Source organism: Quadrisphaera setariae (genome assembly GCF_008041935.1).
In the GTDB taxonomy this organism is placed as follows: Bacteria; Actinomycetota; Actinomycetes; order Actinomycetales; family Quadrisphaeraceae; genus Quadrisphaera; species Quadrisphaera setariae.
Genome location: NZ_VKAC01000007.1, coordinates 92,511 through 115,744, shown reverse-complemented (window position 1 = coordinate 115,744; position 23,234 = coordinate 92,511). Strand labels below are relative to the sequence as shown.

At 75.0% G+C, this 23,234-nt stretch carries 26 protein-coding genes and 1 pseudogene; 14 read left to right on the top strand and 13 right to left on the bottom strand.

All coding sequences use genetic code 11. The features are described 5' to 3' along the window. Window positions 1–455: 455 nt before the first annotated feature. The 10 genes from ftsZ to FMM08_RS12840 all read left to right on the top strand — a co-directional run bounded on the left by ftsZ (window position 456) and on the right by FMM08_RS12840 (window position 11,190). Window positions 456–2,012: a cell division protein FtsZ gene (gene ftsZ, locus FMM08_RS12885; protein WP_147926779.1), complete on the top strand. Its 1,557-nt coding sequence runs from the start codon at window positions 456–458 to the stop codon at window positions 2,010–2,012. Between the two features lie 56 nt (window positions 2,013–2,068). Then, a complete protein-coding gene (locus FMM08_RS12880) occupies window positions 2,069–2,851 on the top strand; it encodes a purine nucleoside phosphorylase YfiH/LACC1 family protein (protein ID WP_147926778.1) in 783 nt (260 codons plus the stop codon). Further along, on the top strand, window positions 2,848–3,597 hold the full coding sequence (locus FMM08_RS12875) for a YggS family pyridoxal phosphate enzyme (protein ID WP_255472353.1): 750 nt from the start codon (window positions 2,848–2,850) through the stop codon (window positions 3,595–3,597). Before FMM08_RS12880 ends, FMM08_RS12875 begins: the two co-directional genes overlap by 4 nt. Window positions 3,598–3,712: 115 nt before the next feature. Next, the gene (locus tag FMM08_RS24135) at window positions 3,713–4,192 is read left to right on the top strand and encodes a cell division protein SepF (protein ID WP_147926777.1); all 480 of its coding nucleotides are present in this window, start codon (window positions 3,713–3,715) and stop codon (window positions 4,190–4,192) included. 150 nt (window positions 4,193–4,342) lie between these two features. Next, the gene (locus FMM08_RS12865) at window positions 4,343–4,642 is read left to right on the top strand and encodes a YggT family protein (RefSeq protein ID WP_147926776.1); all 300 of its coding nucleotides are present in this window, start codon (window positions 4,343–4,345) and stop codon (window positions 4,640–4,642) included. A 193-nt stretch (window positions 4,643–4,835) separates the two neighbouring features. Further along, entirely contained in the window at window positions 4,836–5,486 is a 651-nt protein-coding gene (locus FMM08_RS12860; RefSeq protein WP_147926775.1) for a DivIVA domain-containing protein, read from the top strand. A gap of 89 nt (window positions 5,487–5,575) precedes the next feature. After that, on the top strand, window positions 5,576–6,133 hold the full coding sequence (lspA, locus tag FMM08_RS12855; protein ID WP_147926774.1) for a signal peptidase II: 558 nt from the start codon (window positions 5,576–5,578) through the stop codon (window positions 6,131–6,133). A gap of 2 nt (window positions 6,134–6,135) precedes the next feature. Beyond that, window positions 6,136–7,065, top strand: a complete 930-nt coding sequence (locus FMM08_RS12850) for an RluA family pseudouridine synthase (RefSeq protein WP_147926773.1) — start codon at window positions 6,136–6,138, stop codon at window positions 7,063–7,065. Between the two features lie 586 nt (window positions 7,066–7,651). Next, on the top strand, window positions 7,652–9,388 hold the full coding sequence (locus FMM08_RS12845) for an ABC transporter ATP-binding protein (protein WP_147926947.1): 1,737 nt from the start codon (window positions 7,652–7,654) through the stop codon (window positions 9,386–9,388). After that, window positions 9,385–11,190 (top strand): ABC transporter ATP-binding protein, encoded by a 1,806-nt coding sequence (locus FMM08_RS12840; RefSeq protein WP_147926772.1) that lies wholly within the window; start codon window positions 9,385–9,387, stop codon window positions 11,188–11,190. The genes FMM08_RS12845 and FMM08_RS12840 overlap by 4 nt, the downstream gene beginning before the upstream one ends. A gap of 415 nt (window positions 11,191–11,605) precedes the next feature. Here the strand turns inward: FMM08_RS12840 and FMM08_RS12835 are convergent, their stop codons facing one another. The 8 genes from FMM08_RS12835 to FMM08_RS12805 all read right to left on the bottom strand — a co-directional run bounded on the left by FMM08_RS12835 (window position 11,606) and on the right by FMM08_RS12805 (window position 17,585). Further along, window positions 11,606–12,277 (bottom strand): DUF2238 domain-containing protein, encoded by a 672-nt coding sequence (locus FMM08_RS12835; protein ID WP_255472352.1) that lies wholly within the window; start codon window positions 12,275–12,277, stop codon window positions 11,606–11,608. A gap of 187 nt (window positions 12,278–12,464) precedes the next feature. Beyond that, window positions 12,465–13,400, bottom strand: a complete 936-nt coding sequence (locus tag FMM08_RS12830) for a phosphotransferase enzyme family protein (protein WP_147926771.1) — start codon at window positions 13,398–13,400, stop codon at window positions 12,465–12,467. A 6-nt stretch (window positions 13,401–13,406) separates the two neighbouring features. Continuing rightward, a complete protein-coding gene (locus FMM08_RS12825) occupies window positions 13,407–14,291 on the bottom strand; it encodes an alpha/beta fold hydrolase (protein ID WP_222710732.1) in 885 nt (294 codons plus the stop codon). Window positions 14,292–14,637: 346 nt separating this feature from the next. Beyond that, window positions 14,638–15,540 (bottom strand): aminoglycoside phosphotransferase family protein, encoded by a 903-nt coding sequence (locus tag FMM08_RS12820; protein ID WP_187279741.1) that lies wholly within the window; start codon window positions 15,538–15,540, stop codon window positions 14,638–14,640. Between the two features lie 22 nt (window positions 15,541–15,562). Continuing rightward, entirely contained in the window at window positions 15,563–16,171 is a 609-nt protein-coding gene (locus FMM08_RS23065; protein WP_187279740.1) for a hypothetical protein, read from the bottom strand. Then, entirely contained in the window at window positions 16,168–16,407 is a 240-nt protein-coding gene (locus tag FMM08_RS12815; RefSeq protein ID WP_147926769.1) for a hypothetical protein, read from the bottom strand. Before FMM08_RS12815 ends, FMM08_RS23065 begins: the two co-directional genes overlap by 4 nt. Before the next feature lie 79 nt (window positions 16,408–16,486). Continuing rightward, window positions 16,487–17,119, bottom strand: coding sequence for a LysE family translocator (locus tag FMM08_RS12810; RefSeq protein ID WP_147926768.1), 633 nt, complete (start codon window positions 17,117–17,119; stop codon window positions 16,487–16,489). Between the two features lie 43 nt (window positions 17,120–17,162). Then, window positions 17,163–17,585, bottom strand: coding sequence for a VOC family protein (locus tag FMM08_RS12805; protein WP_147926767.1), 423 nt, complete (start codon window positions 17,583–17,585; stop codon window positions 17,163–17,165). Window positions 17,586–17,723: 138 nt separating this feature from the next. Between FMM08_RS12805 and FMM08_RS23060 the strand changes: the two genes are divergently transcribed. Beyond that, window positions 17,724–17,897, top strand: coding sequence for a hypothetical protein (locus FMM08_RS23060; protein ID WP_187279739.1), 174 nt, complete (start codon window positions 17,724–17,726; stop codon window positions 17,895–17,897). Window positions 17,898–17,915: 18 nt separating this feature from the next. On the opposite strand, the gene FMM08_RS23685 is transcribed toward FMM08_RS23060, so the two are convergent. Beyond that, window positions 17,916–18,506 (bottom strand): GNAT family N-acetyltransferase, encoded by a 591-nt coding sequence (locus FMM08_RS23685; protein ID WP_255472351.1) that lies wholly within the window; start codon window positions 18,504–18,506, stop codon window positions 17,916–17,918. Window positions 18,507–18,578: 72 nt separating this feature from the next. On the opposite strand from FMM08_RS23685, the gene FMM08_RS12795 reads away from it, so the two are divergent. From FMM08_RS12795 to FMM08_RS12785, 3 genes are read left to right on the top strand one after another with little or no spacing between them, the layout of a single operon-like run. Next, on the top strand, window positions 18,579–19,058 hold the full coding sequence (locus tag FMM08_RS12795; RefSeq protein ID WP_147926765.1) for a general stress protein: 480 nt from the start codon (window positions 18,579–18,581) through the stop codon (window positions 19,056–19,058). 9 nt (window positions 19,059–19,067) lie between these two features. Further along, window positions 19,068–19,580: a MarR family winged helix-turn-helix transcriptional regulator gene (locus tag FMM08_RS12790; protein ID WP_147926764.1), complete on the top strand. Its 513-nt coding sequence runs from the start codon at window positions 19,068–19,070 to the stop codon at window positions 19,578–19,580. Beyond that, window positions 19,577–20,014, top strand: a complete 438-nt coding sequence (locus FMM08_RS12785; protein ID WP_147926763.1) for an organic hydroperoxide resistance protein — start codon at window positions 19,577–19,579, stop codon at window positions 20,012–20,014. Before FMM08_RS12790 ends, FMM08_RS12785 begins: the two co-directional genes overlap by 4 nt. A gap of 66 nt (window positions 20,015–20,080) precedes the next feature. Here the strand turns inward: FMM08_RS12785 and FMM08_RS12780 are convergent, their stop codons facing one another. From FMM08_RS12780 to FMM08_RS24130, 4 genes and pseudogenes are all read right to left on the bottom strand, one after another. Continuing rightward, entirely contained in the window at window positions 20,081–21,310 is a 1,230-nt protein-coding gene (locus FMM08_RS12780; protein ID WP_147926762.1) for a pyridoxal phosphate-dependent aminotransferase, read from the bottom strand. Window positions 21,311–21,342: 32 nt separating this feature from the next. After that, window positions 21,343–21,837: a hypothetical protein gene (locus FMM08_RS23050; protein WP_187279754.1), complete on the bottom strand. Its 495-nt coding sequence runs from the start codon at window positions 21,835–21,837 to the stop codon at window positions 21,343–21,345. 161 nt (window positions 21,838–21,998) lie between these two features. Next, window positions 21,999–22,157, bottom strand: a complete 159-nt coding sequence (locus FMM08_RS23045; RefSeq protein WP_186720399.1) for a YqaE/Pmp3 family membrane protein — start codon at window positions 22,155–22,157, stop codon at window positions 21,999–22,001. A 532-nt stretch (window positions 22,158–22,689) separates the two neighbouring features. After that, window positions 22,690–23,232 (bottom strand): annotated as a pseudogene (locus tag FMM08_RS24130) (DUF1028 domain-containing protein); the annotation flags it as partial. Between the last annotated feature and the right edge of the window lie 2 nt (window positions 23,233–23,234).

Below are 23,234 nucleotides of genomic sequence, written 5' to 3'. Positions count from 1 at the left end.
CCTGCGTGATCCGCACGTGATTTCCCCGTGATATCGCCGGCGCCTCTCCCGCTGATCTCCACGCATTTTCTGTGAATCTCATGGGGATTTCGCGGGGGGCCCCTCGGGGCTCGTCTCCTCCCCGGGAGGTGCGCCCCCCTGTCAGCAGCACCCGGCGGTCGCCTCTAGGCTCGTGATCGCCCGAACGGGCGGCCCGGTGCCGCGTGAGTCGTGCTCGCCGTAGCGCTCTGTCAGCGGCCGTGAGCACAGCGCTGCGACGGCAGAGCCGCTGTTCAGCAGTGGCGGCGTGGGGAGTTGTGGGTTTCGGCGTCCGGCCCCTAGCCTGCAAACAACACCGTTGTGACATAACGTTCAACCTTCACATGAGGTTGAGACTTCACCGAGGCCTGAGGGGGCCTCGGGAGCAGCAGATCCGGGGTCGGCAGGCCCGAAGCGATCGGGGAGAGCAGGGGACCGTGGCGGCACCGCAGAACTACTTGGCGGTCATCAAGGTGGTGGGCGTGGGCGGGGGCGGCGTGAACGCCGTGAACCGCATGATCGAGGTCGGCCTCAAGGGGGTCGAGTTCATCGCCGTCAACACCGATGCGCAGGCGCTGCTGATGAGCGACGCCGACGTCAAGCTCGACGTCGGCCGCGAGCTCACCCGCGGCCTGGGCGCCGGCGCCGACCCCGAGGTGGGGCGCAAGGCGGCTGAGGACCACGCCGAGGAGATCGAGGAGGTCCTGCGCGGGGCCGACATGGTCTTCGTGACCGCCGGCGAGGGCGGCGGCACCGGCACCGGCGGTGCGCCCGTGGTAGCCCGCATGGCCCGCGCCCTCGGCGCGCTGACCATCGGCGTCGTCACCCGGCCGTTCACGTTCGAGGGGCGCCGGCGCGCCACCAGCGCGGAGTCCGGCATCGCCGAGCTGCGCGAACAGGTCGACACGCTCATCGTCATCCCGAACGACCGCTTGCTGTCCATCAGCGACCGCGGCGTCAGCGTGCTGGACGCCTTCAAGTCGGCGGACCAGGTCCTGCTGTCCGGCGTCCAGGGCATCACCGACCTCATCACCACGCCGGGCCTGATCAACCTCGACTTCGCCGACGTGAAGTCGGTCATGAGCAACGCGGGCTCCGCGCTCATGGGCATCGGCTCCTCCCGCGGCGACAACCGCGCGGTGGAGGCCGCCGAGCTGGCGATCTCCTCGCCGCTGCTCGAGGCCAGCATCGACGGCGCCCACGGCGTGCTGCTGTCCATCCAGGGCGGTTCCGACCTCGGCCTGTTCGAGATCAACGAGGCCGCGCGGATGGTGCAGGAGGCCGCCCACCCGGAGGCCAACATCATCTTCGGCGCCGTCATCGACGACGCCCTGGGCGACGAGGTGCGCGTCACCGTCATCGCCGCCGGCTTCGACGGCGGCGTGCCGCAGGCGCGCCGTGACGAGCGTCGCGCCGAGCCGGCCCCTGCTGCGGTCTCGCTGCCCCGCACGCCGTCGGTCCCCACGGGTGGCGCGCCCGGGCGACCCGCCCACAGCGGCTTCGGCGCCGGTCCCTCGGGCCCCGTCGCCCCGCGCACCGGCCAGCAGCCCGCCGTCGCCGCCCCGGCGCGCGCCGCGGCTCCCCGCACCGGCCAGACGCCGGCCGTGCCGGCCGACCGCCCGAGCTGGCAGCAGCCGGCCCGGGCCGCCGCCCCGGCTCCCTCCGCCTACGGCGAGCAGGCCCCGGCGCGCCAGCAGCCCGCCCCCCAGGCCGACGTGCGCGACGGACGGGTCGACCGCGACGGCTACGGCGAGCAGTACGACGCCGGCTACAGCGACTGGCGCAGCCCCCAGGGCACGCCCAGCGCGCTGGACGACGGGCCGGGCGCCGAGCCCGCCCCCGCCTACGCCACGGGTGCCCTGCCCGGCCAGTACGACGGCGGGCACAACGGCGTCCACACCGGCAGCCACAGCGCGGTGGAGCGCGAGCCCGCCCGCGCCCGCTACGGCCGCTCCGAGCCGGAGGACCTCGACGTCCCCGACTTCCTGAAGTAGGACCACCGGTCCGCCCCGCGCGGCGGACCCCCGCGGAGGTCGGGCAGGCTCGTCCCATGGCGAGCCCGCCCGACCTCTCCGCGTTCCCCGACCCCTCGTCCAGCGGTCCCGCGTCGAGGGCGTCTCGCGCCGCCCGGACGACCTGGCGCCGCGAGCTGTCCGGCGGCCCCGTCCTGGCGCTCTCCGGCGGCGCCGACCTCGCCGACCACACCGGCGGGGACGTCGAGGCGGCGCGAGCGGCCCGGGCGGCGCTGGCCGCCGACGTCGGCGTCCCGCCCGACCGGCTGCTCGTGGCGCGGCAGGTGCACGGCGCGACCGCCGTGCTGGCCCGCGGCCCGTGGGACGGCCAGCCGCCGGAGGCGGACGCGATGGTCACCGATGCGCCCGGCCTCGCCCTCGCGGTGCTCGTGGCCGACTGCGTGCCGGTGCTCCTCGCCGACCCGGCCGCCGGCGTGGTGGCCGTCGCCCACGCGGGCCGGCGCGGCATGGACTCGGGTGTGGTGGGGGCCGCGGTCGCGCTCATGGTGGAGGTGGGGGCGCAGCCCTCGCGGACGCGCGCCGTGCTCGGGCCGTCGGTGTGCGGCCGCTGCTACGAGGTGCCGGCGGCGATGCGCCAGGAGGTGGCGGAGCGGCACCCCGTGGTGGCGACGCGCACGTGGACCGGCACCCCCGCCCTCGACGTGGCCGCCGGCGTGCTGGAGCAGCTCGCCGACCTCGGGGTGGCCGCCGAGCAGCTGCCGGGCTGCACCGTGGAGGACGGCGCGCTGGGATCCGTGCGGCGTTCGGGGCCGCAGGCGCCGCGGTGGGCGGGCCTGGCCTGGAGGAGGGAGCGGGCGTGACCCAGGGAGAGGCGCGGGTGGACAGGGCGGCCGAGCTCGCGGAGAACCTCGCGGACGTGCGGCGGCGCGTGGCTGAGGCGGAGGCTGCAGCCGGCAGGCCCGCGGGGTCGGTGCACCTGGTGGTGGTGACCAAGACCTTCCCCGCCGAGGACGTGCGGCTGCTGGCCGGCTGCGGTGCCACCGACGTGGGGGAGAGCCGTGAGCCGGAGGCTGGCCTGAAGGCCCGCGCGTGCGCCGACCTCCCGCTGCGCTGGCACCAGGTGGGGCAGGTGCAGACCAAGAAGGCCGCCGCGGTGGCGGCCTGGGCCGACGTCGTGCACTCCGCGGACCGGGAGCGCCTGGTCGCGGCGCTCGCGCGCGGCCACGCCCGGTCCGTGGAGGAGGGGCTGCGCCCCGAGGGGCACGTCCTGGACGTGCTCGTGCAGGTGGACCTCGCCGACGACGAGGACCGCGACCCCGGCCGCGGCGGCGCAGCCGTCGGCGACGTGCCCGCTCTGGCGGAGGCGGTCGCTGCCAGCGAGGGGCTGCGGCTGGCGGGGGTCATGGCGGTGGCGCCGGCGGGGGTGGACCCCCGGGGGCCCTTCGAGCGGCTCGCGCAGGTGGCGGCCCGGGTGCGGGCGGAGCACCCGGGGGCGGCGGTCGTCTCCGCCGGCATGAGCGGGGACCTGGAGGAAGCGGTCGTGGCTGGCGCGACGCACGTGCGTGTCGGTCGCGCCGTGCTGGGCGCGAGGCCGCCGATCGTGTAACTTCTGTGACTAGCGAGACGAGTGAGGCTCAAGAGCCCGAAGGGGCAGGCGGGTCGCAAGGTGTCGCGCAGGCCGCCGGGGCGGGTGGCCGGAGCACGGACAGGAGGAGCGGGTCATGGCTGGAGCGCTGCACAAGTCGATGGTGTGGATGGGGCTGCGCGAGGACGACCCGCGCTACGCCGAGTCGCGCGACCTCGACGTCGACACCTGGGACGAGGGGGAGGACGAGGAGGTCGTGGACGAGTCCGAGTACCGGGCCGAGGTGACGCCGATCACGCGCGACCGCTCGGTCTCCCGATTCACCCCGGCTCCCGCGGCGGACCTGCGCCGCATCACCACGATCCACCCCCGCACCTACAACGAGGCCAAGGCCATCGGTGAGTGCTTCCGCGGCGGCGTGCCGGTGATCATGAACCTGACGGACATGTCCGACGCCGACGCCAAGCGCCTCGTCGACTTCTCCGCCGGCCTCGTCTTCGGCCTGCACGGCAACATCGAGCGCGTCACCAACAAGGTCTTCCTGCTCTCCCCGGCGCACGTCGAGGTCACCGGTGAGCCGGTCGGCCAGGTCAAGGCGGTCTTCAACCAGTCCTGACCTGCCGGCTCACCGGCGGTGGCGGGCGAGGCGCCCCTCATCCGCCCGCCACGAGGGGGCACCGCTGCCGCGGTGCCCCCTCTTCGGCGCGTCCAGGCGTGTCAGGCGCGCGTGCCCTCCCCAGCGCCCCGGGTCGGGGATGATGGTCCGGTGAGCCTGATCTTCCAGCTGCTGTACCTCGTCGTGCTGCTCTTCTTCGTGCTGCTGATCGGTCGGCTGGTGCTGGAGTGGGTGCAGGTCTTCTCGCGCGACTGGCGACCGCGCGGGGCGGTGCTCGTCATCGCCGAGACCGTCTACACGGTCACCGACCCCCCGCTGCGCGGGCTGAGGCGCGTGATCAAGCCCATCCGCCTCGGCAGCATCCAGCTCGACCTGGCCTTCATCATCCTCGCGCTGGGCTGCTCGCTGCTCATGAGCGTGCTGCAGACCGCGGCCCGCGCGTCGGCCTGACCACCGCGGACGCGCCGGCGCCACGCCCGGGCGCGACCGCCGTCCACACCGCGGAGCGCCTCGTCGGATGCGCTATCGGACACACCGCGTGCTGCTCCTGACCGCACCGGCGCGCGCCGTCGGCTACGGTGGCTGACGACTAGACAGCAGGCCCGGTGCGTGCCACCGCGGGAACTCTCGAAGAGGTGACCACATGGCGCTGACGCCCGAGGACGTCGTCAACAAGCGGTTCCAGCCCACCAAGTTCCGTGAGGGCTACGACCAGGACGAGGTCGACGACTTCCTCGACGAGGTCGTGGGTGAGCTGCGCCGCCTGACGGCGGAGAACGAGCAGCTGCAGCAGAGCCTGACGGCCTGCGAGCGGCGCGTGACCGAGCTCAGCCGGAGCGGCGGGGCCACCGGCCCCGTCCCGCAGCAGGTGGCCCCGGCGCCCGTCGCGGCCCAGGCCCCGCCGGCCCCCGTCATGGGCGGCCAGGGGCTGGAGTCGGCCACCGGCATGCTCGCGCTCGCCCAGAAGCTCCACGACGACTTCGTCCGCTCCGGTGAGGAGCAGCGAGACCAGATCCTCGGCGAGGCCAAGGAGCGCGCGTCGCGCCTGGTGCGCGAGGCCGAGGAGAAGCACCGCCAGACCCTCGGCAGCCTCGAGCAGGAGCGCTCGCTCCTGGAGCGCAAGATCGACGAGCTGCGGATCTTCGAACGCGACTACCGCAACCGCATGAAGTCGTACCTGGAGTCGCAGCTGCGCGACCTCGAGACCCGCAACAGCGCCGGGTCCCAGAACGGCCGCCCGGCTCCGCCGGCCGCCCAGGACGTGGGCTACGCCTTCGGTGGCGGTGCTAGCTGAGCGAGTCGTCCGCCGAGCGCCAGGCCGCTGCGACGCCGCCCCCGTCGGCGGCGTCGGCACCACCTGAGCGCACCGGCTCCAGCCCTTCCGTGCCCGCCGAGGGGACGGACGGGCTCGGCCACGCCCGGCGGGTGAAGGCGCGGCGCCTGCGCCGCTTCCTCGCCGCGGTGGCGCTGGTCGGCCTCGCGGCTGACCAGGTCACCAAGGCGCTCGCCGTCGCCCTGCTCACGCCGGGGGAGCCCGTGCCCGTGCTCGGGCAGGTCCTGCAGCTGGTGCTGCTGCGCAACCCCGGAGCGGCGTTCTCCTTCGCGACCGGGGCCACCTGGATCTTCACGATCATCGCGACCGTCGTCGTCGTCGCCGTCCTGCGGGTCTCCCGCAAGATCGGCAGCCGCGCCTGGGCGCTGGCGCTGGGGCTGCTGCTGGCCGGCGCCACCGGCAACCTCGTGGACCGCCTGGTGCGCGCCCCCGGTTTCGCCCGCGGTCACGTGGTCGACTTCCTGGCCCTGCCGAACTGGCCCGTGTTCAACGTGGCCGACTCCATGATCTGCACCGCGGCGGCCCTCATCGTCGTCCTCGCGCTGCGGGGCGTCGAGATCGACGGGCGGCGGGCCGGTGGCCGCAGCAGCCGCTCAGAGAGGGCGTGACCGTGCCCGACGTGCGCTCCCTCCCCGTTCCTGACGGGCTCGACGGCGAACGGCTCGACGCCGGCCTCTCGCGGCTGCTGGGACTGTCCCGCTCCCGCGTGGCCGAGGTCGCCGAGTCCGGGGGCGTCGAGCTGGACGGCGCGGTGGTCGGCAAGTCCGAGCGCCTGCGCGCCGGCGCGTGGCTGTCGGTGACCCTGCCCGACCCGCCGTCGGCGCCGCGCGTCGTCGCCGAGCCGGTGGACGGCCTGCGGGTCGTCCACGACGACGACGACCTCGTGGTGGTCGACAAGCCCGTCGGCGTCGCCGCGCACCCCTCTCCGGGGTGGACCGGGCCGACCGTCATCGGCGGGCTCGCCGCTGTGGGCTACCGCATCTCCACCTCCGGCGCCGCCGAGCGCCAGGGCGTGGTGCACCGCCTCGACGTCGGCACGTCCGGCCTCATGGTGGTGGCCAAGAGCGAGCACGCCTACTCCGTGCTCAAGGACGCCTTCCGCGAGCGGACGGTCGAGAAGACCTACCACGCGCTGGTGCAGGGCCACCCCGACCCGACGGCCGGCACCGTCGACGCGCCCATCGGCCGCCACCCCTCTTCGGACTGGAAGTGGGCCGTCACCGCTGAGGGCAAGCCCAGCGTCACCCACTACGAGACGCTCGAGGCGTTCCGCTCGGCCACGCTGCTCGAGGTGCACCTGGAGACGGGCCGCACCCACCAGATCCGCGTGCACATGAGCGCGCTGCGCCACCCGTGCTGCGGTGACCTCACCTACGGCGCCGACCCGGCGCTCGCGCAGCGGCTGGGTCTGACCCGGCAGTGGCTGCACGCCGTGGGCCTCGCCTTCCACCACCCGGCGACGGGGGAGTGGACGGCGTTCGCCAGCCCGTACCCGGCCGACCTGCAGGGCGCGCTCGACGTCCTCGCCGACCCCGTCTGACCGACCGCTCGACCCGGCGACCGCGCCGGGCTCGCGCGGCACCTGCCCCTTCTCCGCGACGGTCGAGGGGACTGAGATCGCCGTGGCCGCAGCTCCCTCGATCGACGCGAGCCTGAGGCGAGTGGGCAGGCTGGGACCCGGTGGGCAGTCCGAGACCCGCTTCCCTGCCTGGACCCGGGCCTGAGGCGGCCCACCGGGCCTCGACCTGCCCGGCCCGCTGCTGGGGAGGACCCACCTCCCGCTCGCGGCGGACCTCGCCCTCCACCGGTGAGGTGGGAGTTCGCTGTGGACGGCGATCACCGCGGGTGACAGGACCGGCGGGACGGGGGGAGACTGGTCACGTGCTGGTTGCTTCAGAACACCGCTTCAGGCGGGGGACGGCGCCGGCGCAGTGAGGGCGAGCAGGCGCACCCCGCGCCAGCGGGTCCGGCCCCGCACGCTCCGCCGCCAGGCCGCCCGCACCGCCCGCACCCGACCGTCGTCGTCGTCCTCCTCACCGACAGCCCCACCGACCACCGACCGCCCCGCCTCCACCGCGCGCAGCCTCCTGCGGCTGGTCGACTGGGCCCGCCCTGCCCTGCCCCGCATGGCCCTGGGAACGCTGGCGGCGCTGGTCGCCAGCCTCATCGCGCTCGCCGTGCCGCAGGTGCTGCGCGAGCTCGTCAACGGACCGCTGCTCACGTCGGGGTCGCGCACCGGCGTGGTGGAGGCCGCCCTGCTCGTGCTGGCCCTCGGCGTGGCCGAGGCCGTGCTCATCTGGAGCCGGCGCGTGTTCGTGGCCACGCCCGGCACCACCGTCGAGGCGACGATGCGCCTGGACCTGTTCCGCCACCTGCTCGAGCTGCCGCTGAGCTTCCACGACCGCTGGTCCACCGGGCAGCTGCTGCAGCGGGCCATGGCCGACCTGTCCACCGTCCGCCGCTGGCTGATCTTCGGGCTGCTCATGCTGGTGGTCTCCATCACCACGGTGGTGGTGGGCGTGGGCCTGATGCTGTGGACCGCCTGGCCGCTGGGGCTGGTCTACCTCGCCGGGGCGGTACCGGTCATGGTGCTGAGCCACCGGTTCGGCGGCGAGTACCGGGTGATCGCCCGCCGCGCCCGCGACCAGGCCGGTGGCCTCGCGGGACGCGTGGAGGAGTCCGTCCACGGCATCCGCGTGCTCAAGGCGTTCGGCCGCGGCGACGACGCCCTGGGCGACTTCACCCGAGACGCCGAGCACCTGCGCGGCACCGAGATCCGCAAGGCGCGCACCCTGTCCGGCCTCACCCTGGCGCTCGGGCTGATCCCCGAGGCCGCGACGGCCGTCAGCCTGGTCCTCGGGGTGTGGCTGGCGTCGCAGGGCGCGGTGTCGGTGGGTGCGCTGGTGGCGTTCTTCGCGACCGCCGCCGTGGTCAACGCCCCCGTGGAGCGGATCGGCCAGCTGCTGGCCATGACGCTGGACGCGCGCACCGCGACCGACAGGTACCTCGACGTCCTCGAGACGCTCTCCGACGTGCAGGACCCGCCCCGCCCGGTGGACCCGCCGGCGCCCGGTCCGCGGGGCTCGCGCGTGGAGCTGCGCGGCGTGGGCTTCTCCCACGACAACGGCGAGCGGCCCGTGCTCGACGGCGTCGACCTGGTGCTCGAGCCCGGGTGCACCACGGCGCTGGTGGGCCTGACGGGCAGCGGCAAGACCACGCTGGCGCAGCTGGTGCCGCGCCTGGTGGACCCGACGCAGGGCCAGGTGCTGCTCGACGGGGTCGACGTGCGCGACCTGCGCCGGGAGGACCTGCGCTCCGCGGTGGCGGTCGCCTTCGAGGACCCGGTGCTCTTCTCCGAGTCCGTCGCCGAGAACGTGCTGCTCGGGCTGCCCGCCGGGGCTTCCGGACCCGACGAGCGCGAGCGGGAGCGCCTGCTCGTCGAGGCCCTCCGGGTGGCCAGCGCCGACTTCGTCGACCACCTGCCCGACGGGGTGGACACCCGCGTGGGGGAGGAGGGGCTGAGCCTGTCCGGCGGGCAGCGCCAGCGCCTGGCCCTGGCGCGGGCGGTGGCCTCGCACCCGCGGGTGCTCGTCCTGGACGACCCGCTCTCCGCCCTCGACGTCACCACCGAGGCCGTGGTCACCGAGCGACTGCGGGAGGTGCTGGCGGGGACCACCACGCTCGTGGTCGCCCACCGCACCTCCACGGTGGCCCTCGCCGACCGGGTGGCCGTGCTGGAGGACGGGCGCATCACCGGCGTCGGCACCCACGACGAGCTGCTGCGGCAGCACCCCCACTACCGCTACGTGCTCACCGCCCTGGACGGCACGGAGGACGACGACGACGAGGAGGGCGCCGCATGAGCACCGCCGCTGCTCCGACCCAGGCTGCGCGACCAGCAGACCTCGACGACGAGCGCGGCCAGTCGCTGCCGCTGCTGCGCTCGGTGCTGCGCCCGGTCCGCAGCCGGGTCTGGCTGCTCGTGCTCCTCGTGGTGGTGAGCCAGGCGGCGGTGGTGGCGGGGCCGGCGCTCGTGGCCGTCGGCATCGACACGGGCCTGCCGGCGCTGCGCGACGGAGACGCCGTCCCCCTGGTCCTCGTCGGCGGCGGGTACCTCCTGGCCGCGCTGGTCGGCGGGCTGCTGTCCGCGGCGGTGGTGCGCCAGTCGGCGGCGGCCAGCCAGACGGTGCTGCTGGACCTGCGCCGACGCGTGTTCCGCCAGACGCAGCGGCTCGACCTGGAGTTCCACGAGCGCTACACCTCCGGGCGCGTCATCTCCCGGCAGACCTCGGACATCGAGGCCGTCCGCGACCTCCTCGACAGCGGCGTCACCGTGCTGGCCACCAGTGCGCTGTCGATGGTGCTCACCGCCGTCTCGCTCGTGGTGCTCGACGGCCCCTCCGGCGCGGTGCTGCTGGTGGCGGTGGTGCCCGGCGTGCTGCTGACGCGGTGGTTCCAGCGGCGCTCGCAGGAGCAGTACCGGCGCACGCGCGTGGTGGCCGCCCGCGTCATCGTGGCGTTCGTCGAGACGATGACCGGAGTCCGCGCCGTGCAGGCGTTCCGCCGCGAGCGCAGGTCCGCCGCTGCCTACGCCGCGCTGACCGAGGACTACCGGGCCGTGCAGGACCAGGCGATCCGCGTCAACGGGGTCTTCGACCTGTGGCTCACCATGATCGGCAACGTGACCGTGGCGGTGGTGCTGCTGGTCGGGGGCCTGCGGGTGCTCGACGGGGCCCTCGACGTCGGCGTGCTGGTGGCCGCGGTGCTGTACGCGCGGCGCTTCTTCACCCCGCTGCGCGACGTGGGGATGTTCTACAACTCCTTCCAGTCCGCGCAGGCGGCGCTGGAGAAGCTCGCGTCGCTGCTCGCCCAGGAGCCGCGCCTGACGGACCCGGCCCACCCGGTGCCCCTGCCGCACCCGATGGGTGGTCTGGAGCTCGACCACGTGACCTTCGGGTACGCCGACGGTCCCGACGTGCTCCACGACGTGCACGTGAGCATCCCCGCCGGGCAGACCGTGGCGCTGGTCGGCTCGACGGGGGCGGGGAAGTCGACGGTGGCGAAGCTGGTGGCGCGGTTCTACGACGTGCGCCGCGGCGCGGTGCGACTGGACGGCGTGGACGTGCGCTCCGTCGCCCCCGGCGACCTGCGGCGGGCGATCGTCATGGTGACCCAGGAGGCGTACCTGTTCTCCGGGTCCGTCGCGGAGAACATCGCCGTCGGCCGCCCGGACGCCACGCGCGCCGAGATCGAGGCGGCGGGGCGCGCCGTCGGCGTGCACGACCTCGTCATGACCTTCCCCCAGGGCTACGACACCCCGGTGGACAGCCGCGGCGTGCGGCTCTCGGCGGGGCAGCGGCAGCTGGTGAGCTTCGCGCGGGCGTTCCTGGCCGACCCCGCGGTGCTCGTGCTCGACGAGGCCACCAGCTCCCTGGACGTCCCGGGCGAGCAGCACGTGCAGGAGGCGCTCGAGCGGCTGCTCGCGGACCGCACGGCCGTGGTGGTGGCGCACCGGCTGTCCACCGTGATGACCGCCGACCGCGTGCTCGTGGTGGAGGGCGGTCGCGTGGTGGAGGACGGCTCGCCCGCCGAGCTGGTGGCGCGCGGTGGGCGGTTCGCCCGGCTCCACGAGGACTGGCAGGCCTCGATCAGCGCCGCCGTCTGACCTCCTCCGAGGCGGCGGTCGAGCGCGGTGCTCGACCACCACCTCACCGGCGCGCGCCTCCAGCGGCGACGTGAAGACCCCGACGCTGGTGACCTCGTCGCCGCCGAGGTCGACCAGCGTGCAGGACACGCACCGTCGACCTGCTCGACGAGGGGTACGTCCTCGGACTGGATGGTCCGGGCGACCTCCCGGGCCCGGCCGGGGGCGGTCTTGGTCCTGCGCATCGTCGCGAACACGGGCGCGATGCTCCTCGCGGACGGCGCCGCAGGCGACGTCCTCCTCCGGGGAGGCTCCGGCGGTGCAGAAGACGCCCCTTCGCGTGAGTTCCCGCCCCATCAGACCTGCCGATGGGGCGGGAACTGCGCTGAAGGGGCGGGAACTGCGCTGAAGGGGCGGGAACTGCGCTGAAGGGGCGTCAGCTCCCGCGATGCGGCGGTGACGCCGCCTCTCGGCGTGCGACGACGACACCCGCCACCCCTGCGCCCAGGCATCCCAGGGCCAGGTCGCCGAGGGTGTCGCCGTAGGCGGCGGCGAGCCCGCCGTCCACCTCTCCGAAACGGATGAAGGTGGCCCACTCGCCGAGCTCCCACCCGACGGCCAGCAGCGCCCCCACCCCCGCCGTGCACAGGGCCAGGGCCCAGCGCGGCTGCACGCCACCGTCGCGCAGGAGCAGGCCGGCGCCGCCGGACAGCAGGGCCCAGTTCACGAGGTGGTTGGCGTCGTCCCACCAGATGACGGCGTCGTACAGGTCGAGGGTGTTGCCGGTGACGTCGACGAGGAACGGCAGCGCGACGAGCAGCGTCGCCGCCCACGGCAGCGGCCCGGACCCCTCGTGGCGGTGGTTGCGCCGGGCGCGACGGACCACCGCCACGAGGGGCACCAGCAGCATGAGCACCGGGTAGGCGGCCAGTCGCGCTCCGAACCCCTTGCCCGCGAACTGCGGCAGGTCGCTGAACGCCCCCACCGCCAGCTGGACCACAGTCGTGAGCAGCACACCGAGCACGGCCCAGGGCACCCACCGGGCGAACCGCCCGGCCGGTGCGGTGTCCGACTCGTCAGCGCCAACGGTGCGGGTGGGCGTCGCCACGGTGTCGATCGTGGCGCAGGGGCGCCGCAGCCGGGGACCGCCGCGCCGCGAGGCCGCGACCCCACGGACTCGACGTGTCGGAACCCTGGCCGGACGTGTCGGAACGACGACCCGGTTCCGACACGTCTGGACGTGGTTCCGACGTCTCGTGGCGGGGTTCCGACCACTCGCGCGCGGCCCGTCCCGTTCAGCCGAGGGCGGCGAAGAAGTCCCGCGCGTGGTGGAGGCCCTCGAGGTTGCCCTCGGGTCCGTCGATGCCGGTGAGGTCGTCCACTGCCAGGCGCCGCGCGAAGTACGCGGCCTGCACCGCCTGGCGCAGCCCCAGCAGGACCTCCACCTGAGGCAGGAGCGCCGCCGCGTCTGCCTCCGGGGCCACCACCTCTGCGTACGCCTCCACCAGCGCCCGCCCGCGCTCGTACCCTCCGACGTACATCACCGCCGAGGCGACGTCGTAGAGCAGCGGACCGTGCTCGGCGCTCGACCAGTCGATGAGACCGCAGCGCGGGTCATCCCCGCTGACCGGGCGCAGGAACGCGTCGGGTGCCGGGTCGGCGTGCAGCAGCCCCACCGACGACCCTCCGAGGGCCCCGCCGCCGGAACCGGCCAGCAGGTCGCGGTAGGTGGCGAGCGCTCCGGCCACCGCCGGGCGCACCCAGGGCTCCACGTCGAGGTGGTCGCCCTCCAGCTCCGGCCAGGGCGGGAAGCGCGCCGCCGACCCGTCGTCCACACCCCGCAGCACGCGGTGCGCCGTTCCGAGGGCGGCGCCCATGAGCGCGGGCGCATCGTCGTCGTCATCGTCCAGCGGCGTGCCGTCGACCCAGCGCAGCAGCGCCAGCGGGCCGTCGGGCAGGTCGGCATGGTCCGCGCCGCCGACGGTCGGGCGCGGCACACCGGCACGCACCCCCGCCCCCTCCACGAGCGAGGCCGCGAGCAGCCCGCGGCGGAAGGGCGGGTGCAGCGCCGGCGCCACCTGCTTGGCGGCCCAGCGCCCCACCTGTCCGCACGGCGCCGTCACCTCCACCACCCAGGTGCGTGAGTTCATGCCGCCGCCCAGCGGCTGCACCACGGCGCCGGGCAGGCCCCACCGCTGGAGGACGACGTCAGCGAGCTCCTCCTCGTCCACGGCCGGTCACCCGTCGGTGCCGTCTACGGCGTCGAGGTGCGCCTCCACCGCGTCGAGCAGCGGCCCGACCACCGCCGCCGGCAGCGCGTGGCCCATCCCGGGCACGACCACCCGGCGGGTGGTCGAGGCGTCGCCGATCGCCGCCTCCAGCAGCTGTGCGCACGGCGGCGGGCAGGCCGGGTCCTGCGGCGCCTCGACCACGAGCACCGGCGTCCTTACGTCGCGCAGCTCCGCTCCGCGCGCCAGACCGGACGTGCCCGCGCGGGCGTGCGCGGTGGCCGAGCTCGCGTCCATCCGTCCGCCGTGCGCGACCACCCGCCCCTCGAGCGCCCTGAACTCCGCCTCGTCGAACGGCATCCCGTGGCCGTTGAGCAGTCGCCAGTGGCGCAGCCGGAAGTCCATCTCGGCGGACTCGTCGCGCTCCTCTCCGAGCTGCGCCCACAGCGCCAGCAGCTCGGGCGCCGGTGCTGGTGCTGCGTCGCCGGGAGCTTCCGCGCCTGGCAGCGGACCGGTGCAGAACAGCGTCGTCGACAGCAGCCGCTCGGGGTGGTCGAGCAGCAGGAGCTGGGTGAGCAGTCCGCCCATCGACATCCCCACCACGTGCGCCGCAGGCACCCCGAAGGCGTCGAGGACGACGACGGCGTCCGCGGCCAGGTCCGTCAGCGCGTACGGCTCGCGACCCGCTGAGGTGCTGGACCGCCCCGTGTCGCGGTGGTCCCACACGATGACGCGGTGCCGCCGCCCGAGCCGCTCGACCAGCCCCGGCGGCCACACCGCGCTGGAGGACGCCGCGCCCATGACCAGCAGCACCGGGCTGCCGCCGGGGTCACCGCTCTGCTGGGCCCACAGCTCGTGGCCGTCGGGCGTGGTGGCCGTGCACGAGGTCGCCACGGTCGCCTCCTCGGTGGTCGTCGGCGGTGATGACGACGACGACCGTCGCGCACCGACCGCCGCTCGCGCCAGTGGATTGACGCGGGGTCTTGATCGCAGCGTCGTGACCGATCACGCTGGGCAGACCTGCGGGAGGAGGAGGTGCCGTGAGACCGGTGGCCCGCCTCCTGCGTGCTGCTGCACGGCGCCTCCGGGATCTGACCGGGGACCTGTTCGCGCCGGGTGACGGCATCGCGCCGCGGGGCGCCGGGGTCCGTCGGACCCCGCTGGAACGCCTCGAGGAGAGCGGTGGCCTGGGCGGTGGGCTCGGGGCTGGCAGCGGAGACGGCGGTGGTGGAGGCGGCTGCTAGCGCCGCGCGCCTGCCGCGTCCCGCTCGCGGCGCAGCGCGGTGGCCACCCGCTCCAGCCGCTCGGCGACCAGGGCCGCCGGGGCGCCGTCGTCCAGCAGCGCCGCCGGCCCCTCCAGCGGGAACGTCGCGAACCACACCCGGGCCCGCTCCGCAGCGGTCGGCCACCCGCCGCCCAGGCCGGCGCACGCCGCGTCGACGGCGTCCCACCCGAACCAGACCAGGCAGCCCAGGTCGACGGCGGGGTCCCACGCGCTGGCGAGGTCCCAGTCGATGACGCCCGCCAGCGTCCCGTCGGCGTGCCAGCGCAGGTTGTGCCCGGCGAGGTCGCCGTGCACGAGCCGCGGCGGCACGGGCGGCAGGTCGACGGCAGCGCGCAGGCAAGCGGCAGCGTCGTCGCGCACGTCGTCGGGGAGCATCGCCACCACCCGGGCCATGAGCTCCGCCCACCGCCCGCGACCCGCGTACGCGTGCGGGACGTCCAGGCACCGGCCCACCGGAGTGCCCGCAGACACGTCCACCGCGGCCATCGCCGTGAGCAGCTGCTGCAGCTGCTCGACGCGCTGCTCACCGCCTGCACCCACCGGCGCCGGCTCGCCGGGGACCCACGACAGCGCCACCGCGGCGCTCGCCTCCCCGGTGCGGACCACCTCGCTCAGCGGCCGCGGGACGGCGAGCGGCAGTCCCGCGTCGGCCAGTGCGTCGAGCAGCGCCGCCCGCCGCTCCAGGTGCTGGGCGGCCAGGCCGCGCGCGACCTTGACCACCGCCCTGCCCGGCAGCAGGACGACGTCGTGGAACTCGCCGCGGACCACCTCCGCGGCGCTGACGTGGCTGGCGGCGGTGTCGGGGAGCAGCCGTCGGGCGGTCGCCCGCACGGCGTCGTCTCCGGTCTCAGGTCCCACGGCGTCACGGTAGGCGGGGCGATCACGGCAGCAGGTGAGCACCTCGGGCCGCCGCCAGTGCCGCCGTGGCGAGGAGCGCGCCGGGCGCGAGCAGCGCCAGCGCCCACACGCGCGTGAGGCGCTGCACCGGCACAGCGGTGGTGATCGCCAGAGCGACCACCACCGACACGACCAGCTGCACCGGCCGGTCGGGCATCGCGCCCTCGGCCAGCGCCAGCCCTCCCGCCAGGGCCAGCGCAGCACCGGCCAGCGGTGCGCGGTGGCGGCCGCCCGCCGAGTCCTGGGAGCTGGCCGCTGCGCGCACGGCCAGGGCGTACGCCGGGACGGCGGTCGCCGACAGCACCCACCAGACGAGTGCCAGCCGCCACACCCCGGGACCCGCGCCCTGCGCGAGGTCCGCCCAGCCGTAGTAGGCGGCCGTCATGGCCGCGAAGAACACCGCGGACCGCGCAGCCGCGCTCCCGGCCGTGGGAGACAGGCGCGCCACCGCGGCCACCGCGAGCAGCCACGCGGCGGGATGGTGGCCGAGGTCTTCGGCCCAGCGCCACGGCGACGCGTCAGCGGCCTTGGCGACGACCCCCGCCAGCGCCCCGCCCAGCCCGAGCAGCACCGCTGCGCGAGGTGCGGTCACGATGCCGCCACCTCGACCACGAGCAGGCGGAGCCCCTCACCCGGCTGCGGGGCGAGCACACCCACGGGCACCCGCAGCGACGCGCACGGCGCAGCCGGCTGCGGCCCGCCGGGCATCGTCGTCGTCCTGACGACCACGGGGTCGGGCAGTGCGTCGGGCGCGGGAGCGCACGCCCTGAGCAGTCCGGAGGCGAGCACCCCGGAGACCAGCAGGACGACGACGGCGCGCAGCAGCACCCGGCCACCGTGGCAGCAGCGTCATCACACGTCAGGGCCCTGCGCAGACCCCTGACGGAGCCTTCACACGGCCCGCACGTCAGTGCTTCGAGCCGGACAGCGCCAGCGTCCCGCCGAGCCCGATCATCATGACTCCGCCCGTGCCGGACAGCGTGGACATCCGCTTCGGGGAGCGCGCGAACCACGTCCGCGCCGTGCCCGCCGCCAGCGCCCACGTGCTGTCGGACACCACCGCCATGAGCTGGAAGACCACGCCGAGGACGAGCAGCTGCGCCCACACCGGCCCAGCCTCCACGGCCACGAACTGCGGCAGGACCGCCACGAAGAACGCGATCGTCTTGGGGTTGGTCGCTCCCACCACGAAGCCCTGCCGCAGGAGCTGTCCGGTGGTGGCGGCGTTCGGGGCGTCGACGCGGGCGTGGTCGTTGCGGTGGCGGATCGCCTGCACGCCCAGCCAGACGAGGTACGCCGCCCCCGCCAGCTTCAGCACGGTGAAGGCGACCACCGACGCCGCGACCACCGCCCCCACCCCGAACGCCACCGCGAGCACCGCCGGCACCGTGCCGAGGGCGTTGCCGAGCACGCTCAGCACCCCGGCGCGGCGGCCGTGCGCGATGGAGCGCCCGAGCACGAACAGCACGCTCGGGCCGGGGACCACGACGATCACCACCGACGCGAGGAGGAACGCCAGCAGGTGGTCGAGCGGGATCATGGACCGGAGGGTAGGGGCCCCGGCCGCAGCGCGACAGGGAGTTTCAGCCCTTCATCGCGACGAGCTCGAGGGCGATGCCGTCGGGGTCGCGGAGCTCCAGCAGATGCATGGTGCCGGCGTCCTTCACCCCGCCGTGCTCCACGCCCGCGGCGTCGAGGACGGCGACGGCGGCGTCCAGGTCGGCCTTGGCCGCCACGGAGAACGAGAGGTGGTCGAGGCCCACGCGGTCCTCGCTGAAGGAGTCGTCCGCGGGAGCCACGGGACGCAGCCCGAGCAGGCCGCCGGGGACCTTGTAGATCACGCCGTCGAAGACGAACCACAGCCGGTCGCGGGTGGCCTGGTCGGCGTCGGCGGGGACCTCGTAGGCCACCTCCCAGCCGAAGACCCGGTCGTAGAACCGCCGCGAGACCTCGATGTCGCGGACGGTGAGGCGGACGTGGCTGAAGCCGGTGGTCGCGATGGTCACGTCGGAACCGTCGCACGCGACCGGTCGCACGGCACCTCGGGCGCGACGTGCCGTGGACCTCGAGGACGCGCGCGACGTCGGCGTCCTGGTCGACGGGTTGTGCTGGTGGTGCCGGCGCGACCGGCGTAGCGTCCGATCATGGAGCGGATCGGGAGCGCGCTGACGTCGGTCGGTCGGTTCGTCGGGTGGCTCGTGCTGGGGTCGAAGCGCTTCCCGCAGCCGGGCGCCCGCTCACCGCGAGAGCTCGCCGAGAGGCAGTCGGAGGACCTCAACCTCGCTGGTCTGCGGATCGGCGGTCCTTCCGGCGGCTGACCGGCGGGTGCGGTCGCCTCAGCGGTCGACGGGGCGGCGCATCCGCAGCGTGGGCACGCGGTCGCGGAAGACGCCCGTCTCGCCCGTCGGCCTGAACCCGTGACGCCGGTAGAAGGGCACGGCGCGCACGCTCAGCGGTGAGACCTCCAGCCTGACCGCACGTCCGCCCGCCCAGCCCAGGGCGCTGCCCAGGAGCCTGTCGGCCAGGCCGGTCCCGTGCTCGGAGCGGAGCAGGTACAGCGCCTCGAGGACCGCCTCGCCGTGGTCGCCCTCTGCTGCGGGCAGGGACGCGTGCACGAAGCCGACCACCTCCTCGCCCCGGCGCGACGCGGTAGTGCGTGCGGACCGGGTCAGTGCGCTGCGCTGCGAGGACCTGGCGCCGGAACTCGTCCGCGGCAGGTGAGGCGATGAAGCCGATGTGCTCGTCCACCCAGGCCGCGTCGAGGCCGGGCGCCTCGTCGTAGGTCTCGTGCCACGCGCGCAGGTGCATGACGCCGACGGCGGACGCGTCGGCGTCGGACGGCTCGCGGAGGCTCGCCTGGACGGACACCCGGACCTCCCTGGGAGAGGGGTGGAACGACGCGCGGGAATGCTTGCTGCGGGCAACACTGTTAGTAGAAGGCGAACAGTAGAAACCCGCACGACCCAGGTCGGGACGTGCGGCCCGCACGAGGAGGAAGCATGGCCCAGACCACCGACAGCACCGTCAGCGCGCCCACCGCGACCGAGGACCTCGTCGGGCGCTACCGCGAGTACGCCGACGCGCAGCGCGCCGTCGACACGCTCTCCGACGCGGGGTTCCCCGTCGGCTCGGTGCGCATCGTGGGCCGCGACGTCACCATCGTCGAGCAGGTCACCGGCCGCCTCACCAAGGCCCGCGCCACCGGCCTCGGCGCCGCGAGCGGAGCCTGGTTCGGCCTCTTCATCGGCCTGCTCATGGCGCTGTTCTCCGTGGGCGGCTTCTCAGCGCTGCTGCTGGTCGGCCTGGTCATCGGCGCCTTCTGGGGCGCCGTCTTCGGTTTCTTCGGCCACCTGGCCACCGGCGGGCAGCGCGACTTCAGCTCCGTCCGCAGCCTCGCCGCCGGCTCCTACGACGTGCTCACCGACACCGGCCTGGGGGAGCGCGCCCGCGCCGTCCTGTCCGGCACCACCGCAGCGTGACCCCTCGCCGTGACCGCTGAGGACGACGACAGCGCCGGGGCGGCCCCCGCTGCGCCGGACCGCGCCGCCCTCGAGGCCCGGGTGCTGGCCGAGCAGGAGGCCGTCCAGCACCTGGCCCTGAGGGCCGGCCTGGACGACCTGCTGTCGCTGCCCCTGACCATCGTCCAGCTCAAGTGCCTGCTCGTGGTGCTCGCCGACGGCGGCTCCACGGGCCGCGCGCTCGGAGCCAGGCTCGGCGTCTCGCCGCCCACCGTCTCCGGCGTCGTCGACAGGCTCGTCGACGCCGGCTACCTGCAGCGCAGCACGGATCCCGGCGACCGCCGCGTGGTGCGGCTGGAGCCCACCCCGCGCACCCTGGAGTGGGCCGACGGCATCGCCCGAAGCTTCCAGGCCCGCGGCGCCGAGGTCACCTCGCAGCTCAGCGACAGCGAGCTGCGCCACCTCGCCATCGGCACGGCGGCGGTCCGCCGCGTGCTCGAGCAGCAGATCTCCCCACCGGAACACCCAGGAGGAACCCCGTGACGACCCAGCTCGAGAAGACCATCTACACCGCCGAGGCGCTGAGCACCGGGTCCGGCCGCTCAGGCCAGGTCCGCACCAGCGACGGCACGCTCGACCTGCAGCTCGCGTCCCCGAAGGAGGCCGGTGGCTCCGGGGAGGGCACCAACCCCGAGCAGCTCTTCGCCGCCGGGTACGCCGCGTGCTTCCACTCCGCGCTGCTCGGGCAGGCCCGCCAGCGCAAGGTGTCCGTGGAGGGCAGCAGCGTCGGCGCGCAGGTCAGCCTCGGTCCCGTGGCCGGCGGCGGCTACGGCCTGGCCGTCCACCTCGAGGTGACCATCCCCGAGCTCGACGCCGCCCAGGCCCAGGAGCTGGCCGACGCCGCCCACGCCGTGTGCCCCTACTCGAACGCGACGCGGGGGAACATCGAGGTGACGGTCACCGTCTCCGACGACTGAGCCCCACCCCTTCGTGGTCATGGGCGTCGTGCGCGACGTCCATGACCACGGGCGGGCAGGTCGGGATCAGCGCCGGCGCCCGGCGAGGAACCTCTCCAGCCGGTCGGCGGCGTCGTCCAGCACCTCCACCGGCGCCAGGAACACCATCCGCAGGTGGTCGGGCGTGGGCAGGTTGAAGCCCGTTCCGTGCGTGACGAGCAGGTGCTCGGCGTTGAGGAGGTCCATGACCAGCGCCTCGTCGTCGTCGACGGGGTAGACCGCGCGGTCGAGCCTGGCGAAGAGGTACAGCGCCCCCCGGGGCTCCACGCACGAGACGCCGGGGATGGCGTTGAGGCGCCGCAGCGCGTGGTCGCGCTGCTCGCGCAGCCGGCCGCCCGGCGAGAGGAGCGGGTCGATGCTGGCGCGGTCCGCCAGCGCCGAGGCCACCGCGTGCTGCGCGGGCACGTTGGGGCACATGCGCATGTTGGCGAGCAGCTCGAGGCCGTCGAGGTAGTCGGCGGCGCGCTCGCGCGGACCGGAGATCGCCAGCCACGCCGACCGGAAACCGGCCGCGCGGTGGTTCTTGGAGAGCCCGCACATCGTCAGCACCACGAGGTCGGGCGCGAGCGCCGCGGCGTGCTCGTGGACGACCGGGGCGTCGGGGGAGCCGAAGAGGATGTGGTCGTAGATCTCGTCGGCCAGCACCAGCAGCCCGTGCTGGCGGGCGACGTCCAGCAGCGCCAGCAGGGTCTCCCGCGAGTACACCGCACCCGTGGGGTTGTTCGGGTTGATGATCACCAGCGCCTTGGTGGCCGGGGTGACCTTGGCGGCGACGTCGGCGACGTCCGGCTGCCAGCCGTCTTCCTCGTCGCAGCGGTAGTGCACGGCCGTGCCGCCGGACAGGCGCACCGCGCCGGTCCACAGCGGGTAGTCGGGGGAGGGGACCAGCACCTGGTCGCCCGGGTCGAGCAGGGCCTGCAGCGTCATGACGATGAGCTCGGACACCCCGTTGCCGAGCATCACGTGGTCCGGCCCGACGCCGACCACGCCACGCCCGGTGTAGTAGTCAGACACCGCCTCGCGGGCGGACAGGATGCCGCGGGCGTCGCTGTAGCCCTCAGCGTCGTTGATGTGCTCGACCAGACCTCGGACGACGGCGTCGGGGGCCTGCAGCCCCCACGCGGCGGGGTTGCCGATGTTGAGCTTCACCACCTCGTGGCCGGCGGCCTCGATCTCGCGGGCCCTGCGCAGCAGCGGACCGCGGATGTCGTAGCGCACCGTGCGCAAACGGTCGGCCTGGCGGAGTGCGCTGCTCACAGGACCAACTCTGGCACGCGACGCTGCGTGACCTACCGGGGCTGGGGCACCCGCCCGGTGCGACGGTCGTAGGCCACCTGCGTGCGCGCCTCGCGCTGCGTGCGGCCCAGCCCGACGACGAGGGCCGCCAGCCCTGCCTCGGCGAGCAGCGCGAGCAGCCACAGGCCGGGCATCCCGTACCCGCGCCGGTCGAGCACCGCGCTCATGCCGACGGTGCAGACCGCCAGGTGCAGGCCGACGACGGCGACGGCCAGGCGCAGGCGCCGCAGCGCGCGCACCGCCTGCTCGGTCGGTCGGTCAGTTGCGGTGGCGAGGTGGGAGTACCGCCAGGAGAGCGCCGCCGCGACCAGGACGAGGGCGCCGCCGCCGGCGGCGGCGAGGTCGAGCGGGACGCGCAGCGGCTCGAGGTCGGGGGCGGTCTGCGCCGAGACCACCCCGAGGCGGTGCACCCCGAGGAGCCCGGCGACGACGACGGCGGGGACGAGCAGCAGCGCTGCGCGCAGGGCGCGGTGCCTGGTGGGGATCACGGACCGGACGCTAGGCGCCGGTGCGGTCGAGCAGGCGGATCTGCACGGTCCCTCCACACGACCCGCACAGGTCGAGCTGGGGCCGGTCCTGGCGGGCGGTGCGAGCGTGGCTCCGGAGCCTGTCACCCGCACCGCCCGAGCCTCGGGCGCCTCGCCGGAGATCAGTCGCGCGTGACGACGAGGATCCCGTAGATCACGCCCGGGATGTGGCCGAGCAGCTGCAGCAGGAAGGCGATGAGCACGCGGGGGCTCAGGCCGTCCTTGATGAGCACCGCGATGAACGGGAAGAAGAAGCACAGGATGATCAGCAGGATCTTCATGTCTGCAGCGTGATCCTGTCGGACACGATCCGCTCGCCGAGACCGGTCTGCTCCCAGGTGGACGTCGGTGTCCCGTCATGTGCGGGCGCGCGTCCCCACGCCGGCGCGGCTCGGGCGCTGACGAGGTGGCGCTCAGCCGCGTGGTCGTCAGGCGGGTGGGGGGTGCCTGCTCGCGCACGAGCGCCGCGAGCACCTCCGCCCCGGGACTGCCGGCTGCGGCAGCGCGCTCGGCGCTGCGGGCGGCCCACTGCCACGTGGCGGGGTTGGCGCTGGCGGCCTCGTGCAGCAGGACCCGGGCGGTGTCTGCGTCTCCGGCCAGCGCGGTGCGGATGGCCAGCAGGGGAGCGACCACCCGCTCGCCGGGCACCACCTCAGCCGCCCGGCGGACGTGCGCGAGGCGCTCGTCGTCGTCCAGGGCCGACCCGGAGGCGATGAGGTGGCGGTGGGCCCGGTGGACGTCGAGCAGGCGGGCGAGGTCCTGGGTGGGACGGGCGGAGTCGTCGACGCGGAGGTCGACGTGGGGGTCGTCGGCGTCCCCGGTGGGGACCCGGCCGCGCTCCGCGGGCACCACGCGCACGGCGGCGGACTGGCGGCCCCGGTGGTCCGGGCCGTGGTCGCCGAGGGCGTCGGCGGCCAGGAGCGCCGCGACGAGGCGGTGCTCGAGGGGGCCGTCGGCGCTGGTGAAGGCATCGACCAGGGTCTCGGGGACGCCGGGGACGGCCATCGTGTTCGCCTGAGCGCTGACACCGCCGCGCACGAGGTGGCTGGTGATCGGCGTGCTGCTCGGACCGGTGAATGCCGCCGCCGGGCCGGTGGCGCCGACGGCGGCGAGCTGGCTCGCCGGAGCATCGTCGGACAGCGCGATCATCGCGGTGGCCTCGGCGGGGGCCAGTCCGCGGTCGAGCAGGTCGAGGAGCGCGTCGCGCCAGTGCAGCCAGCCGCCGTCCTGCACGGCGACCGCACCGACGCCCGGGCGCGCGGCGCCGACGCGCGTGCCGACGGCCAGGCAGCACGACGCCACGGCGTAGCCGAACCGGCCGGTCTCCTCGCAGCGGGCGACGATCGACAGCGTCATGG

Bases quoted from the DNA above. Each gene is read 5' to 3' on its own strand.
- FMM08_RS23045 (WP_186720399.1), bottom strand. From the start codon at position 22,157: ATGAAGATCCTGCTGATCATCCTGTGCTTCTTCTTCCCGTTCATCGCG.
- FMM08_RS23060 (WP_187279739.1), top strand. From the start codon at position 17,724: ATGGAGCGGATCGGGAGCGCGCTGACGTCGGTCGGTCGGTTCGTCGGG.
- FMM08_RS12860 (WP_147926775.1), top strand. From the start codon at position 4,836: ATGGCGCTGACGCCCGAGGACGTCGTCAACAAGCGGTTCCAGCCCACC.
- FMM08_RS24135 (WP_147926777.1), top strand. From the start codon at position 3,713: ATGGCTGGAGCGCTGCACAAGTCGATGGTGTGGATGGGGCTGCGCGAG.
- FMM08_RS12795 (WP_147926765.1), top strand. From the start codon at position 18,579: ATGGCCCAGACCACCGACAGCACCGTCAGCGCGCCCACCGCGACCGAG.
- FMM08_RS12845 (WP_147926947.1), top strand. From the start codon at position 7,652: ATGGCCCTGGGAACGCTGGCGGCGCTGGTCGCCAGCCTCATCGCGCTC.
- FMM08_RS12840 (WP_147926772.1), top strand. From the start codon at position 9,385: ATGAGCACCGCCGCTGCTCCGACCCAGGCTGCGCGACCAGCAGACCTC.
- FMM08_RS12810 (WP_147926768.1), bottom strand. From the start codon at position 17,119: ATGATCCCGCTCGACCACCTGCTGGCGTTCCTCCTCGCGTCGGTGGTG.
- FMM08_RS12880 (WP_147926778.1), top strand. From the start codon at position 2,069: ATGGCGAGCCCGCCCGACCTCTCCGCGTTCCCCGACCCCTCGTCCAGC.